The sequence below is a fragment of the Pseudomonas sp. BN417 genome, from assembly GCF_029871205.1.
Lineage (GTDB): Bacteria > Pseudomonadota > Gammaproteobacteria > Pseudomonadales > Pseudomonadaceae > Metapseudomonas.
This window is the reverse complement of sequence record NZ_SSOJ01000166.1, coordinates 1-15,916: the sequence shown is the minus strand read 5'-3', so window position 1 is coordinate 15,916 and position 15,916 is coordinate 1. Positions and strand designations below refer to the sequence as shown.

The window sequence follows — 15,916 nt, the reverse complement described above, 5'->3', positions numbered from 1 at the left end:
GCCCCGGTTTCCTGCTCCATCATGTCCCTCTCCACGCAAGATCTCGCATCGCTCGCCCAATCCATCAAGGACTGGGGCCGCGAACTGGGCTTCCAGCAGGTGGGTATCACCGGGGTCGAGCTCGGCGAGCACGAAGGCCATCTGCAACGCTGGCTGGACGCCGGCTACCAGGGCGAGATGGACTACATGGCCGCCCACGGCAGTAAACGTTCGCACCCGGATGAGCTGGTCCCCGGTACCTTGCGGGTGATTTCCCTGCGCATGGACTACCTGCCCGGCGACACCCGCATGACCAAGGTCCTGGGCGAGCCGGAGAAGGCCTACGTCTCGCGCTACGCCCTGGGTCGCGACTACCACAAGCTGATCCGCAAGCGCCTGCAGCACTTGGCCGAGCGCATCGAGCAGGCCATAGGCCCGTTCAACTACCGCGCCTTCGTCGACAGCGCGCCGGTGCTGGAAAAAGCCATAGCCGAGCAGGCGGGCCTGGGATGGATCGGCAAGAACACCCTGGCGCTCAACCGCAAGGCCGGCAGCTACTTCTTCCTCGGCGAACTCTTCGTCGACGCACCACTGCCAGTGGACCCGCCCCACGGCAGCGAGCACTGCGGGCGCTGCACGGCCTGCCTGGACATCTGCCCTACCGCCGCCTTCGTCGGCCCCTATCAGTTGGACGCGCGGCGCTGCATTTCCTACCTGACCATCGAGTTCAAGGGCAGCATCCCCGAAGACCTGCGCCCGCTGATCGGCAACCGCGTGTTCGGTTGCGATGACTGCCAGATGGTCTGCCCCTGGAACCGCTTCGCCCGCTCCACCGGTGAGGGCGACTTCCAGCCACGCCACGGCCTGGACAACGCCGAGCTGGCGGAGCTGTTCCGCTGGAGCGAGGAAGAGTTCCTCAGCCGCACCGAAGGCTCGCCGCTGCGCCGCGCCGGTTACGAGCGCTGGCTGCGCAACCTGGCGGTGGGTCTGGGCAACGCGCCCTCGAGTATCCCGGTTCTTGAGGCGCTGCGCCTGCGCCGCGAATACCCCTCGGCACTGGTGCGCGAGCATGTGGAGTGGGCGCTTGCCCGCCACGGGGCGAGCGCAGCCTGAATCAGAGCCTGCTCACGATATCGCGAGCGCCCTCTCAGACCTTGATGAAGTGCTCGCGATAGTGCCGCAGCTCGGCGATCGAGTCGCGAATGTCGTCCATGGCCAGGTGGCTGCTGCTCTTCTTGACCCCGTCACGCACCTTGGGCGCCCAGCGTGCCGCCAGCTCCTTAAGGGTGGAGACGTCCAGGTTGCGGTAGTGGAAGTAGGCTTCCAGCTGCGGCATGTGGCGATAGAGGAAGCGGCGGTCCTGGCAGATGCTGTTGCCGCAGATCGGCGACTTGCCCTTGGGCACCCACTGCTCGAGGAAGGTCAGGGTCTGCGCCTCGGCTTCGGCCATGCTGATGACGCTCTCGCGCACTCGCTGGGTCAGACCGCTCTGGCCGTGCTGACGGGTATTCCACTCGTCCATGCCGGCGAGGATCTCGTCGCTCTGGTGGATCGCGATGGTCGGACCTTCGGCGAGCACGTTGAGCTCGCTGTCGGTGACTATGGTCGCCATCTCGATGATGACGTCCGTGTCCGGGTTCAGTCCGGTCATTTCCAGATCGATCCAGATCAGGTTCAGGGCATTCTGCATATTCGGTCTCCAGGGCGGGGCGCGCATTCTAGCTTAGAGCCTGCTGCTCCGGGCTGCGTGCTAAACTCGCGCGGTTTTTTCCAAGCGGACCGACCATGGCCAAACGCCAACTCACCCGCCGGCAAAGCTGGCGCATCGACAAGATCCAGGAAGAGCGCGCCGCCCGTGCGGCCAAGCGCGAATCCCGCGCGCTCGACGAACTCGAAGGCGGCGACCTCGGCCCCGAGCAGACCGGCCTGGTAATCGCCCACTTCGGGGTCCAGGTCGAGGTCGAGGCCCTGGAAGGCGAGCAGGCTGGCCAGACGCTGCGCTGCCACCTGCGCGCCAACCTGCCCACCCTGGTCACGGGCGACCGCGTGGTCTGGCGCTCCGGCAACCAGGGTAGCGGCGTGATCGTCGCCCAGCTGCCGCGCAGCTCCGAGCTGTGCCGCCCGGACATGCGCGGGGTGCTCAAGCCGGTGGCGGCCAACGTCGACCAGATCGTCATCGTCTTCGCGCCCCTGCCCCATCCCCACGCCAACCTGATCGACCGCTACCTGATAGCCGCCGAGCACGCTGGCATCCACCCACTGCTGCTGCTGAACAAGGCCGACCTGGTGGACGAGCAGAACAGCGCCATGCTCGACGACCTCCTCGGCGTCTACCGCCACCTGGGCTATCCGCTGCTGGAAGTCTCGGCGCGCCAGGGCGGCGGCATGGAAGACCTGATGGCCCGGCTCGATGGCCACATCAGCGTGTTCGTCGGCCAGTCCGGGGTGGGCAAGTCGTCCTTGGTGAACAGCCTGCTGCCGGGCGTGGACACCCGCGTCGGCGCCCTCTCCGAACTCACCGGCAAGGGTACTCACACCACCACCACCGCGCGCCTGTTCCACTTCCCCGGCGGCGGCGAGCTGATCGACTCCCCCGGTATCCGCGAGTTCGGCCTGGGCCATGTCAGCCGTAACGACGTGGAAGCCGGCTTCATCGAATTCAGCGACTTGCTCGGCACCTGCCGCTTCCGCGACTGCAAGCACGACCGCGAACCAGGCTGCGCGTTGCTCAAGGCCCTCGAAGACGGCCGCGTGCATCCGCAACGCATGGCCAGTTACCGGCATATCCTCGCCAGCCTGCCCCAGGACGAGTACTGAGGACCGCGCCAGAGCAAAAAGGCCACGCATTGCGTGGCCTTTTCGTTTGCGTGCGGATCACTGCCCCTTGGGCTCGTCCATGTTCAGCACGCCATCCTCGAAGATATTCAGCTTCTCGCGCAGCTCGCGCGGCTGGACGGGGGCAGCCCGTTCTTCCGTGGGCGCCGGCGGAGCCGCCCCTTCGGCGGGCGGCTGGGACTGCTCCGGCACGGCAGGCTTGTCGCTGTCGCCCTGTTCGCCCTCGATGGCGCGCTGGGCCTTCTTGGTCAGCACGATGATGTCGATGCGGCGGTTGACCGGATTGAAGGGGTCCTTGCGGTCGAACAGCGCCGAAGAGGCATAACCCACCACTCGCGCCACCTGCTGCTCCGGATAACCGCCGGCGATCAAGGTGCGCCGCGCGGCGTTGGCGCGACCGGCGGACAGCTCCCAGTTGCCGAAGTCGCCGTCACCGGCATAGGGCTTGGCGTCGGTATGGCCGCTGATGCTGATCTTGTTCGGCACCGTCTTGATGGTTTCGGCAAGGATCAGCAGGATGTCTTCGAAATAAGGCTGCAAGCTCGCGCTGCCGATGTCGAACATCGGCCGGTTGGCGGCGTCCATTATCTGGATGCGCAAGCCGTCCTGGGTAATCTCGAAGAGGATCTGGTCCTTGAACTTACGCAGCTCGGGGTTTTCTTCCACCTTGTTCTGCAGCTCCTGCAGCAGCAGTTCGAGGCGCTCGCGCTCGATCTGCTCGGCCAGGGTCTCGACCTGGCTGGCGTCCACCTTCTGCCGGTCATCCGCGTCCACCGCCGACTCCTGGGCGGCGGGAGCGTCTTTCAGGTCCGGATTGAGGGTACGGTCGGGCGCCGGCGTCGGCGTACCGCCGAGATCGATGACGTAGGGGCTGGCGCTTTCGCTGAAACCTATAGGGTCCTTGAAGTAGCCGGAAATGGCCTTTTTCTGCTCGGGGGTGGCCGAGGACATCAGCCAGAGCACCAGGAAGAAAGCCATCATCGCCGTGGCGAAGTCGGCGAAGGCGATCTTCCAGGCGCCGCCGTGGTGGCCGGCGGCGTAGCGCTTGACGCGCTTGACGATGATTGGCTGGTTGTTCTCCATGACTCAGCCTTCAGCTGCCGCGCACGGCCTGTTCCAGCTCGCTGAAGCTGGGGCGATGCGCCGGGAACAGCGTCTTGCGCCCGAACTCCACCGCCAGCGACGGCGGCATCCCGGATGCCGAAGCCACCAGGCAGGCCTTGATGGCCTCGAACACGTTCAGTTCCTCGCGGGCATCGTGCTCCAGGGAAACCGACAGCGGGCCGAAGAAGCCATAGGCCGCGAGAATACCGAGGAACGTCCCCACCAGCGCCGCACCCACGTGCTGGCCGAGGGCCGCCTGTTCGGCTTCACCGAGCATGGCCATGGTGACCACGATGCCCAGTACCGCCGCGACGATACCGAAGCCCGGCAAGCCGTCGGCGATGCGGTTCACCGCGTGGGAAGGATGTTCCAGCTCTTCCTTCAGGCTGGCCAGCTCCATGTCGAACAGGCCCTCCAGTTCATGGGGCGCCATGTTGCCGGAGGACATGATGCGCAAATAGTCGCAGATATAGGCGGTCATCCGCTCATCCTTGAGGATGCCCGGGTACTTGCTGAAGATCGGGCTGGCGGCGGCGTCCTCGATATCGGCCTCGATGGCCATCATCCCTTCGCGGCGACTCTTGTTGAGGATTTCGTAGAGCAGCCGCAGCACTTCCAGATAGAAACCATGGGTGAAGCGCGAACTGAACATCTTCAGCGACTTCTTGAACACCGTCATGGTGGTGCTGCCCGGGTTGGCCTGCAGGAAGGCACCCAGCGCGGCGCCGCCGATGATCATGATCTCGAACGGCTGGATCAGCGCGGCGATCTTGCCATGGGAAAGGACGTATCCGCCGAGCACACTGGCGAATACGACGATGATGCCGAGGATTTTTGCCATAGGAAGGAAGCTTGAAGGGTCAGTAGAAAGGGTTATGAAAAACAGCCCTTCTAATTATCGGAAAATATGCGCCAGACTATAGCCTGTTCCGGCGAAAAGCCAGATTGGCGCCCCCCTATGTCAACCGCAAAGCCCATGCGACGCAGCCTCGACAGCTGGATCAAGTACCTCGACGGCGTGCGCCTGCCCGTTCCGGCCGCCAGCCATGAGAAGGTCCGCCGCGCTCTTGGCGACAGTCGCCGCTCCCTGCGCGACATCGCCGAACTCACCCAGGACAGCCCCGCCCTCGCCCTCAGCCTGCTGCGCGAGGCCAATGCCGCCGGTAACCTGCTGAGCAGCCCGGCGGAGAGCCTGGAGATCGCCCTCAGCCGCCTGGGCCTGAAACGCGCCGAAACCCTGCTCAATCGATTGCCGGCTGTGCCCGAGGAGGAGATTCCCCAGGCCCTGCGCCAGTTGCAGCTGATCGGCCAGCATGCTGCGCAGCAGGCCAATGGCCTGTTCGCCGCACGCCTGGCGCGCCTCTGGCAGGAAATCCACTGGTGCAGCCTGCTCTTCCTCTCGCCACTCTGGCCGCTGCTGGCCAGCCACCCGGAACTCTTCGCCACCTGGGAGAAGCGCGTACTGGGCGAAGGCGAGCCGGCCGCCAAGGTCGAGCGCGAGCTGCTCGGCGTGCCACTGCTACAGCTCTGTCAGGCGCTGGCCGAACACTGGAAGCTGCCCAACTGGATAGTCCAGGGCTACCGCCTGCTCAGCGACGACCGCCGCCTGCTGGTCAAGGCCCTGCACATTGCCCGTGAGAAGGAACACCCGCTGCACCAGCAACAACAACTGGACGCCGATCCGGCCTTGAGCCGCTGGCTGACCCAGCCGAGCAACACGGTGCTTCTGGCCAACGGGCTGGCGGTCTCCGCCCACGCGGGCTGGGGCGATGACCACAGCCTGCGCTGGCAGCGTATTGCCGGACTGTTCATGAAGCTGCCGCTGGACGAACTGCAGCAACTGGTCCACCAGCAGGCCGCGCAAAGCGCCCGCCTGCATGCCCGGGGCGACCTCTGGCACCCGGCCGAGGCCCTGCTCTGGCCCTGGAGCCAGCACCGCCTGCGCCCCGAACCGGCCGTCGCACTGCCTCCCAGCGCCGGCGCCCTGGAAGCCTGGCGCGGCCACTGCGCCGAGCTGCTCCGCGACCCCAGCCCCTTCACCAATGTGGTGCAACTCAGCGTGTGCGCCCGTGATGCCCTGGAGAGCGGCGGCATGCGCCGGGTCCTGGTGCTGCTGGCCGACCGCAACCACAGCCGCTTGCTCGCCCAGCAGCAGGCCGGCCTGTCCAGGGAAGCCAGCGGCCTGCAGCTGGACCCCAGCCAGAGCCAGGTGTTGCGGCGCCTGCTCACCCAGCCCGGTCAACTGCGCCTCGGGCCGGAAAACATGGCGCAATTCTCTGCCCTGTTGCCGGGCCAACTGAAGAGCCTGTTCCCGGGACACCACCTGCTGCTGCGCTCGATCGCCGTGAACGGCCGGGTGGCGATGCTGGTGGTGGCCGACCAGGACGGCGCCCCCTTCGCCGACCTCAGCCTGCGCGCCTTCGCCAAAACCGCGCAGTGCGTGGAGCGCGCCCTCGCCAACTTCGTCAGCCGCGGCCGGTAGAGTCCATTCAGAATCTCGCGAGCTAGAGAAGAACACGGCGAAGCGGAATAACAGCCGAAGGCGCGCGCCGAAGCGCGTTAGCCGCGGGCCGCTTTCCGAAGCCATTTCAACGCAGTTATTCCGACGCGCAACAGATTGTGAATAGGCTATTAGGCTTTCCGCTACAATCCGCCACTTTGTCTAATTCTGGAGGCTTCCATGTCCGCCTTCTCCAATCTGCCGCTGGTGATCGAACCGGCCGATCTGGTGCCCCTGCTCGACGCCGACGAGCTGATCCTGGTCGATCTCACCAGCGCCGCCCGCTACGCCGCAGGCCATATCCCGGGCGCCCGCTTCGTCGACCCGAAACGCACCCAGCTCGGCCAGCCGCCGGCCCCCGGCCTGGTGCCGGCCAAGGCCGACCTCGAGGCGCTGTTCGGCGAACTCGGCCACCGTAGCGATGCTACCTACGTGGTCTATGACGACGAAGGCGGCGGCTGGGCAGGCCGTTTCATCTGGCTGCTGGATGTAATCGGCCACCACCGCTACCACTACCTGAATGGCGGCCTGCACGCCTGGCTGGCTGAAAGCCGGGAAGTTACCGAAGCCGTTCCGGCCCCCGTGGGCGGCCCGGTCGCCCTGACCCTGCACGACGAGCCCACCGCCAGCCGCGAGTACCTGCAGGGCCGCCTGGGCGCCAGCGACCTGGCCATCTGGGACGCCCGCGGCCCCGGTGAATACAACGGCACCAAGGTCCTGGCCGCCAAGGGCGGGCACATCCCGGGCGCGGTCCACTTCGAATGGACCGCCGGCATGGACCCGGCCCGCGCCCTGCGCATCCGCACCGACATGGCCGAGGTGCTGCAATCCCTGGGCATCACCCCGGACAAGGAAATCGTCACCCACTGCCATACCCACCACCGCTCGGGCTTCACCTACCTGGTGGCCAAGGCCCTCGGCTATCCGCGGGTGAAAGGCTATGCCGGCTCCTGGTCCGAGTGGGGTAATCATCCGGATACCCCTGTAGAACTCTGAGAGTCTGCCCACGATCAGCTGCGCGTCGGAATAACTGCGTTGAAAATGGCTTCGGAATGCTCATTTACAACACGTAAACTCCGCTTCCTCCGCCATTTTCGCCTTGTTCTTCTCTAGCTCGCGAGATCGTGAACAGACTCTGAGGCCCCATTCGCCAAGGAAACCCAATGAAAGAACGCCTTTTCATCATCGGCCAGTACCTGCTGCCGCATAACCTGCTGTCGCGCCTGGCCGGCTGCATCGCCGAGTGCCGCGTGCGCTGGTTCAAGAACGCCTTCACCGCGTGGTTCGCCAAGCGCTACCAGGTGAACATGAGTGAAGCGCTGGTGGAGGACCTCAGCGCCTACGAACATTTCAACGCCTTCTTCACCCGCGCGCTCAAGCCCGGCGCGCGGCCGCTGGACGATACCCCCGGCGCCATCCTCTGCCCGGCCGACGGCGCGATCAGCCAGCTCGGCCCGATCGAGCACGGCCGCTGCTTCCAGGCCAAGGGCCACAGCTTCAGCGTGCTGGAACTACTGGGTGGCGACGCCGAGCGCGCCGCGCCCTTCATGGGCGGCGAGTTCGCCACCGTCTACCTGTCCCCCAAGGACTACCACCGGGTGCATGCGCCGCTGGGTGGCACCCTGCGGGAGATGGTCTATGTCCCCGGCAAACTCTTCTCGGTGAACCAGAGCACCGCGGAGAACGTGCCCGAGCTCTTCGCCCGTAACGAGCGGGTGGTCTGCCTGTTCGATACCGAGCGCGGCCCCATGGCCGTGGTGCTGGTGGGCGCGATGATCGTCGCCTCCATCGAGACCGTCTGGGCCGGCCTGGTCACACCACCGAAGCGCGAGCTGAAAACCTTCAGCTACGACGAAGCGGCGCGCGCGCCCATCCGCCTGGAAAAAGGTGACGAAATCGGCCGCTTCAAACTGGGCTCCACCGCCATCGTCCTGTTCGGCCCGGGCCAGGTGCGCTGGGCCGAGAGCGCCTGGGCCGGCAGCCAGGTACGCATGGGCGAACTGTTCGCGCTGCCCCGGAACGCCTGACCCGGGATCGATCCGGCCGAACCGCAGGGTTCGGCCAGGGTTGGATCAGGAAGGAGGCACGCGCAGGCCGCGAAGTGCCACCGCGACTACACCCCAGCCATGGATAGGCTGCCACTGCACACCGATGCTGATAGAGTGCTGAAATCCTATCCAAACCAATAAACGAGACGTCGGAGTACCGGATCCAGATGGACCACCAGAGCCCTCACCTGCTGTTGCGCGTTCCCACGCCGAGCAAACAGAGCCTGTCCTTCTGCAGTGCCACGCCTCGCGAATTGAAACGCTGGATCTCTCACCTGCCAAAGGCCAACCTCGGCGAAACCGCACGCCAGCTCTATCAGGCCCTGATGGAGTTGAACCAGCTGGTGACCCCCAGCGAAAACCGCCTGCAATTGCTGGAGCTGATGCGCCCGGAAGTCCATTTCGTGTGCCAGCACCTGGAACGGCATTTCCTCGGCCAGTCCATTGTCCTGGACGAGCGCCCGCGCAAGGTCGCCAACCTCTGCCAGGCCCTGCAGAACCATCTGGCCATTGGCTACAAGCTGATCATCGTGCAGGAGTCGCCTCACTCGAGCCGCGATCGCGAGCGCACCCAGCTCCTCACTGTCGCCCTGCAACGGGCGATGCACAGCCTGAACGGCCCGCTGATACGTTCCAGCCAGCTCTACTGCCCGGTGCCCGAGGGCCTCTGGCTGGAGCTGCACCAGATCTACCAACTGGCGCAGAGCCGCCAGCTCCAGCGCATCACCGTGCGCGACCCACTGGCACGCCATACCCAAGCCCTCAGCGCCGAGCAGAGCTACCTGGTAGCACTGTTGCTGGGCTGCGCCCGTTGCAACCAGATGCGCCAGAATGGCATCGCCCGACTGGCGGAGGCCCTGGAGCCCTGGAGCGCCCTGGTGCGCCTGCAATCGGCCGAGCTGCCTTCCAGCCTGTTCGCCGTGGCGCCCCAACTGGACGGCCCGCCGCGCTACAAGGCGCTGTTCCATGAGGTCGACCCGCGCACCCTGCTGGGCCTCGACTCGCTGCCGCTGGTGGACGCCATCAAGGAATACCTGCTGCTGCCGGACGAGGAGCGCAAGCAGTCACGCCTGCTGATGCCCGAAGGCCTGACCCTGGACCTGCTGCAGCACCTGAGTTCGGCCTGGGGCGACATCTCCGAGCGCACCTTCCAGCGCAACCCCGGCCAGGGCCGCCTGACCCTGTGCATCGGCATGAGTGCTCTGCACTTCTTCCTGGCCGGCAGCCGCCCCTTCGGCGATGTGCTCAAGCTGCCCCAGGAAGTCGGCCAGGCGGTGTTCGACACGTCTGGCAACAAGCCTGTGAAAGACATCTGGGCCAATGCCTTCGACGCCCAGCCCAACCAGGGCTGGCAGCCGGGCATGCCCATGGAGGAGATCGAATACACCAGGCCCGTCGCCGAAAGCAGTGCGCCGCCGCGCCAGGCCAGCGCCGCGCCGGAAAGCTACCCGACCTTCAGCGTCTCAGTGGTCAATCACAGCCCCGGCGGTTATTGCCTGAGCTGGCCCAGGGAGGTCCCCAGCCAACTGCAGGCCGGCGAACTGCTGGGCGTGCAGGACGCCCCGGGCCAGGGCTGGAGCATCGCCGTGGTCCGCTGGATCCGCCAGGTACGCGGCGGCGGCACGCAGATTGGCATCGAGCTGGTGGCCCCCCAGGCACAGGCCTGCGGCGCGCTCCTGCTGCGCAAAGGCGAGCAAAACAGCCACTATCTGCGCGCCTTGCTGCTGCCGGCGATCGGCGCCATTTCCCGTCCCGCCACTCTGATCACAACGCGCCTGCCCTTCCAGGAGGGCAACAAGGTGCAGATCAACCTGCACGGCGACGAGCACCGCGCCGTACTGACCCGGCGCCTGACCAGCACCGGCAGTTTCAATCAGTTCGAGTACCGCGTTTTCGAGCAGCCGGCATCGCCCCAGGGGAAACCTGTCACAGCTCCGGGAAGCCATCCCCAAGGTGGCGAGGAAGATTTTGACTCGCTATGGAAGTCGCTGTAGATTCCCGACTTATCACCATTCGTCGCCTATTCGCGCTCACTCGGCGCTAAGCACAGGCCATGGCCATCGAAAAGAAAACGATCCGTCTGCTGATCCTGGAAGACTCGCAGAACGAAGCCGAGCGCCTGGTCAGCCTGTTCCGCAATGCCGGACACGCCACCCGCGTGCACCGCATCCTTTCCGCCGATGACCTCAGCGAAGCCCTGCAGCAGGGCTGGGACCTGCTGATCGCCGCGCCCAGTAGCGAACTCCTGAACCCGAGCGAAGCCCTCAACAGCATCCGCCGCCAATCCAAGGACATTCCCTTCATCCAGCTGGTGCCGGACAACGATTCAGACCTGATCACCGAAGCCCTGGCCCTGGGCGCGCAGGACGCTCTGCCCCAGGGCGAGGACGAGCGCCTGGTGCTGGTGGCCAACCGCGAACTGGCCAACCTCGAGCAACGCCGCGCGCGGCGCGCCGCCGAAGTCGGCCTGCGCGAGGCGGAGAAGCGCTGCCAACTGCTGCTGGACAGCTCCGTGGACGCCATCGCCTACGTTCACGACGGCATGCATATCTATGCCAACCGCGCCTATGTGGAGATGTTCGGCTACGACGATGGCGACGAACTCGAAGGCATGCCGATGATCGACCTGATCACCGGCGCCGACCAGGCCGGCTTCAAGGACTTCCTGAAGAACTACCGCGACGGCGAAGGCAGCGGCGAACTCACCTGCAATGGCTGCAAGGTGGACGGCCAGTCCTTCCAGGCGCGCATGGGCTTCTCCCCCGCCACCTACGATGGCGAGCCCTGCATCCAGGTGGTGATCCGCGCCGAGTCCGATAGCGCAGAGCTGGAAGAGAAGCTGCGCGAGATCAGCAGCCAGGACCTGGTCACCGGCCTGTTCAATCGCGCCCACTTCAACGAGTTGCTCGACGTCGCCACCGAGCGTGCGGTCAAGGCCGGCCAGCCGGCCAGCCTCGCCTACATCCGGGTTGCCCGTTATTCCAGCCTGCTGGCCGAAATCGGAATCGCCGGCGTCGACCTGTTGCTCACCGACCTGGCCAACCTGCTGCGCGCCCACTTCGCCGGGGACGCCCAATTGGCCCGCTACGGCGACGACGTGTTTGGCGTACTGCAGCAGGGACTCACACCAGAACAGGCCGCGGAAGGCTTGCGCAGCCTGCTGAAAAAGATCGATATCCACCTGTTCGACGTCAGCAGCCGGACCGTGCAGGTCAGCCTGTGCATCGGCGTCGCCGGCCTCAGCGAAACCACGCCCAAGGCCCAGGACGTGGTGGACCGCGCCCACCGGTGCGCCGACGAGCTGGGGGACGAGAACGGCCTGAAGCTCTACGACCCGGCCGAGGAACTGGCCGCCGCGGCCAACCGCGGCAATCTGTTGGCCATGGTCCGGCAGGCACTGGAGAACAACAGCTTCCGCCTGCTGTTCCAGCCGATCATCAGCCTGCGCGGCGACAGCTTCGAGCACTATGAAGTGCTGCTGCGCCTGCTCAGCCCCCAGGGCGAGGAAGTGCCGCCCGTCGACTTCCTCGACGCCGCCAAGGAAGCCGGCCTGGCCGAGAGGATCGACCGCTGGGTGATACTCAACTCCATCAAGCTGCTTGCCGAACACCGCACCAAGGGTCACAACACCCGGTTGTTCGTCCACCTCTCCGGCGCCAGCCTGCAGGACCAGACTCTGCTGCCCTGGCTCAGCGTCGCCCTGAAGGCGGCACGGCTGCCGTCCGACGCGCTGATCTTCCAGTTCAGCGAACCGGACGCCATCGCCTACCTGAAGCAGGCCAAGGTGCTGACCCAGGGACTGGCGGAGCTGCATTGCCAGGTGGCCATGAGCCAGTTCGGCTGCGCCCTGAACCCCTTCAATACCCTCAAGCACCTGGCCATCGACTTCGTGAAAGTCGATGGCTCCTTCACCCAGGACCTGAGCCGGGCGGAGAACCAGGAAGTCCTCAAGACCTTGCTGGCCAGCCTGCATGCCCAGGCCAAGCTGACCATAGTGCCCTTCGTCGAGACTGCCAGCGTGCTGGCGACCCTCTGGCAGGCCGGCGTCAACTACATCCAGGGCTACTACCTGCAAGGCCCCAGCCAGGCCATGGATTACGACTTCTCCTCCGGCGACGAGTAGGGGCGAATTCATTCGCCAAGCGGGCCGCAGGTCCGCCCTGGGAGTCCAACCACGAAAAAGCCGCCCGAAGGCGGCTTTTTCGTGTCCGGCACGGCGATCAGTCCTGTCCGTCGCGATCGCGGAAACCCAGCAGGTAAAGAATGCCGTCCAAGCCCAGGGTGGAGATGGCCTGCTTGGCCGACTGCTTGACCAGCGGCTTGGCGCGGAAGGCCACGCCCAGGCCGGCCAGGCCAAGCATCGGCAGGTCGTTGGCGCCGTCACCGACAGCAATGGTCTGCTCCAGGCGCAGTCCTTCCTTCTCGGCCAGCTCGCGCAGCAGGTCGGCCTTGCGCTGGGCGTCGACTATCGGCTCCACGGCCACGCCGGTCAGCTTGCCGTCGACAATCTGCAACTCGTTGGCGAACACGTAGTCGATGCCCAGCTTGGCCTGCAGTTGCTTGGCGAAATAGCTGAAGCCGCCAGAGAGGATGGCGGTCTTGTAGCCCAGACGCTTGAGCTCGGCGAACAGGGTTTCCGCCCCTTCGGTGAGCCGCAGCGAAGCGCCGATCTCTTCCAGCACATCCTCGGAGAGCCCCTGGAGCAGTGCCAGGCGCTCCTTGAAGCTGGCGCGGAAGTCGAGCTCGCCGCGCATGGCGCGCTCGGTGATTTCCGCCACCTGCTCGCCGACGCCGGCGGCCTTGGCCAGTTCGTCGATGACTTCGGCCTCGATCAGCGTCGAGTCCATGTCGAACACCGCCAGGCGGCGGTTGCGGCGGAACACCGAATCACGCTGGAAGGCGATATCGACGTTCAACTCCTGTGCCACGCTGAGGAACTCGGCGCGCAGGGCCACCGGGTCGGCCGGCTCGCCGCGCACGGAGAACTCGATGCAGCCCTTGCCCTGGTCGACTGGCATGTCCAGCGGCATGCGCCCCGACAGACGGTCGATGTGGTCGATGTTCAGGCCGTACTTGGCGGTAATGGAGCTCACCCGCTGCAGCTGTTCGGCGGTCACCTTGCGGGTCAGCAGGGTGACGATGTAGCGGCTCTTGCCCTGGCCACCGACCCACTGCTGGTAGTCGGCCTCGGCCACCGGGGTGAAGCGCACCTGCTGGTCCAGCTTGTAGGCCGTGAACAGCACGTCCTTGAGTACGGACGAGGCCATGGCGTTATCCGGGATTTCCACCAGGATGCCGAACGACAGGGTGTCGTGAATCACCGCCTGGCCGATGTCCAGGATGTTCACGCCGCCCTGGGCGAGCACGCCGGTAATGGCCGCGGTCAGGCCGGGGCGGTCTTCGCCAGTGATGTTGATCAGGACAATCTCGCGCAAGGCACACCTCCCTCTGCGCATGAAAAGGCGCACATTCTACCCACTTTCGAACCGCCGGGAGCATGCCCGGCGCTTTGCCCTGCCAGGGGCGCTCGCTATACTGCGCGACAATTTCGTTCGAGAAGAGCCGCGCTCTGTGAACCGGCCCACGCCTGTCAAACCCGATAATTTCTTCCTGCTGATCTTCCACGCGCTGCGCCAGCGGCGGGTGCCGATCGCCTTGCGCATCGCCAGCCACAGCCTGCTGCTGGTGGCCCTTGCGCTGGTCATCTATGCCTGGGTCATGGGCATGCAGTTCAAGCAGGCCATGCACCAGCAGGCCGACGCGCTGGGCCAGAGCCTGACCGCGCAGACCGCTGCCTCGGCCACCGAGTTGCTGGTGTCCAACGACATCCTCAGCCTCAACGTGCTGCTCAGCAACCTGGTGAAGAACCCCCTGGTGGCCCACGCCGCCATCTACAGCGTCGACAACCGCATCCTCGCCGAAGCCGGTGCACGGCCCAAGCAGGGCCTGCTGGGCGAAGCCGAGGGCCTCTACTCCACCCCCATCACCTTCCAGGAGGTGATTGCCGGGCACCTGCGCCTGAGCCTGGACATGGAGCAGTTCCAGCAGCCGATGACCATCAGCCTGCAGAGCATGGGGCTGCTCAGCCTGATCCTGCTGGCCCTGACCCTGTCCCTGAGCCTGCGCCTCGGCCGGCACATCTCCACGCCGCTGCTGCAGCTGCGCGTCTGGCTGCGCGATCCGGACGACCCGGCTCCCGGTGCCGGCCGCCAGGACGAGATCGGCGATCTGGCGCGTCAGCTACAGGCGCGCCTGGTACCGGAAAAGCCTGAACCCGAGCCGGAGCCCGAGCCGGAAGTGGAGTTCGACGAGCCCGACGAGGACTACCTCGAAGACGACGAGCAGGACGACCAGCAAGGCTTCGAAGTGCGCGACCTGAGTGACGACAGCTTCGACGGCGACGACGACGCCTCAAGCAAGCTGTTCACCCCGGACGAGGAAGACCCCTTCGCCGATCTGCGCGAAGAAATGACCGAACCGGACCCGGCGCCTGCGCCAGCGGCCCCGGCAGAGCCGCAGAACAGCGCCGTGCTGGCCATCCAGCTGGGCGCCCAGGACCAGCTCCGCCGCCTGCCAAGAGCCCGCCTGATGGACCTGCTGCAGCGGTACCGCGACTGTCTGGACCAGGCTGCCCGCCTCTACCACGGCCAGCTGCTGACCCTCAACGACGGCAGCAGCCTGATGCTCTTCCACGGCCAGGCCAGCGGCGAGGACTATCTGACCCACGCCATCTGCTGCGGCGAGCTGATGCGCGCCCTGGGCCATGCCCTGCAGATCGAGGTCGCCGACAGCGGCATCACCCTGCAGCTGCAGCTGGGCCTGACCCTGGGCGACGACCTCTCGGGGCTCGGCCAGGGCGACCTGCTGCTCAACGACACCACCCAGAGTGCCCTTGCGCTGAGCCAGCACAGCCGCAACTTGCTGCTGGTGGAGCGCAGCATCGCCGAGGACGAACTGGTGCGCCAGCGCGCCCGCATCCGCGCGATCACCAGCCCCGAAGGCGCCTGCTGCGTCGAACGCCTGCTGGACCCCTACCCCTCCCTGCTGGAGCGCCAGCTGGCGCGCATGCACGAGGCAAAAGCGCACTGATCGGCGTACGGATAACGAAAAAGCCCGCAGATGCGGGCTTTTTTGTGCTCCCTGCAGACCTCAAGGGCCGACCTGCTTGGCAAATGAATTGGCTATGTCTGCGTTAGCTGTTGCAGCACCGAATAGAGGCGTCTAGTACGGCTCTTTCAGACCTCCGCGCCTGCCTAATATAGCCCTCACCCCCGGCCCCTCTCCCTGAAGAGGAGAGGGGTGACTCGCGCCGGCGAGGAACGAACAGTCCTGAAGCCAACAGCGGCCTGAAACTGAGCAGAAGAGGTGGGGCAGCGACTCTGCCCCGTCAGGAGGCCGAGCGGAAGCGTTGCAGAGGGGGACGAGCGGCATGGATGCCGCGAGAGGCGTG

At 65.9% G+C, this 15,916-nt stretch carries 12 protein-coding genes; 8 read left to right on the top strand and 4 right to left on the bottom strand.

What is annotated here, in order from left to right:
• The first annotated feature begins 21 nt into the window (after positions 1 to 21).
• Complete coding sequence (gene queG, locus E8F11_RS29645; RefSeq protein ID WP_280292494.1) at positions 22 to 1,092, top strand: tRNA epoxyqueuosine(34) reductase QueG; 1,071 nt, start codon at positions 22 to 24, stop codon at positions 1,090 to 1,092.
• 34 nt (positions 1,093 to 1,126) lie between these two features.
• Here the strand turns inward: queG and orn are convergent, their stop codons facing one another.
• A complete protein-coding gene (gene orn, locus E8F11_RS29640; RefSeq protein ID WP_280292493.1) occupies positions 1,127 to 1,669 on the bottom strand; it encodes an oligoribonuclease in 543 nt (180 codons plus the stop codon).
• 95 nt (positions 1,670 to 1,764) lie between these two features.
• Between orn and rsgA the strand changes: the two genes are divergently transcribed.
• The gene (gene rsgA, locus E8F11_RS29635) at positions 1,765 to 2,796 is read left to right on the top strand and encodes a small ribosomal subunit biogenesis GTPase RsgA (protein ID WP_280292492.1); all 1,032 of its coding nucleotides are present in this window, start codon (positions 1,765 to 1,767) and stop codon (positions 2,794 to 2,796) included.
• Positions 2,797 to 2,853: 57 nt separating this feature from the next.
• Here the strand turns inward: rsgA and motB are convergent, their stop codons facing one another.
• Both motB and motA read right to left on the bottom strand, forming a co-directional pair.
• Positions 2,854 to 3,897, bottom strand: a complete 1,044-nt coding sequence (gene motB / locus E8F11_RS29630; protein ID WP_280292491.1) for a flagellar motor protein MotB — start codon at positions 3,895 to 3,897, stop codon at positions 2,854 to 2,856.
• Between the two features lie 10 nt (positions 3,898 to 3,907).
• Positions 3,908 to 4,759: a flagellar motor stator protein MotA gene (motA, locus tag E8F11_RS29625; protein ID WP_280292490.1), complete on the bottom strand. Its 852-nt coding sequence runs from the start codon at positions 4,757 to 4,759 to the stop codon at positions 3,908 to 3,910.
• 135 nt (positions 4,760 to 4,894) lie between these two features.
• Here motA and E8F11_RS29620 point away from each other — a divergent pair, with 135 nt between their 5' ends.
• The 5 genes from E8F11_RS29620 to E8F11_RS29600 all read left to right on the top strand — a co-directional run bounded on the left by E8F11_RS29620 (position 4,895) and on the right by E8F11_RS29600 (position 12,589).
• On the top strand, positions 4,895 to 6,400 hold the full coding sequence (locus tag E8F11_RS29620) for an HDOD domain-containing protein (RefSeq protein WP_280292489.1): 1,506 nt from the start codon (positions 4,895 to 4,897) through the stop codon (positions 6,398 to 6,400).
• Between the two features lie 198 nt (positions 6,401 to 6,598).
• Positions 6,599 to 7,414, top strand: coding sequence for a thiosulfate sulfurtransferase (gene rhdA / locus E8F11_RS29615; protein ID WP_280292488.1), 816 nt, complete (start codon positions 6,599 to 6,601; stop codon positions 7,412 to 7,414).
• 167 nt (positions 7,415 to 7,581) lie between these two features.
• Positions 7,582 to 8,445, top strand: a complete 864-nt coding sequence (asd, locus tag E8F11_RS29610; protein ID WP_280292487.1) for an archaetidylserine decarboxylase — start codon at positions 7,582 to 7,584, stop codon at positions 8,443 to 8,445.
• A gap of 188 nt (positions 8,446 to 8,633) precedes the next feature.
• On the top strand, positions 8,634 to 10,460 hold the full coding sequence (locus E8F11_RS29605; protein WP_280292486.1) for a molecular chaperone: 1,827 nt from the start codon (positions 8,634 to 8,636) through the stop codon (positions 10,458 to 10,460).
• Between the two features lie 59 nt (positions 10,461 to 10,519).
• On the top strand, positions 10,520 to 12,589 hold the full coding sequence (locus tag E8F11_RS29600) for an EAL domain-containing protein (RefSeq protein WP_280292485.1): 2,070 nt from the start codon (positions 10,520 to 10,522) through the stop codon (positions 12,587 to 12,589).
• Positions 12,590 to 12,686: 97 nt separating this feature from the next.
• Here the strand turns inward: E8F11_RS29600 and serB are convergent, their stop codons facing one another.
• A complete protein-coding gene (gene serB / locus E8F11_RS29595; RefSeq protein WP_280292484.1) occupies positions 12,687 to 13,901 on the bottom strand; it encodes a phosphoserine phosphatase SerB in 1,215 nt (404 codons plus the stop codon).
• 136 nt (positions 13,902 to 14,037) lie between these two features.
• Between serB and E8F11_RS29590 the strand changes: the two genes are divergently transcribed.
• Positions 14,038 to 15,555, top strand: a complete 1,518-nt coding sequence (locus E8F11_RS29590; protein WP_280292483.1) for an AhpA/YtjB family protein — start codon at positions 14,038 to 14,040, stop codon at positions 15,553 to 15,555.
• Positions 15,556 to 15,916: the final 361 nt, after the last annotated feature.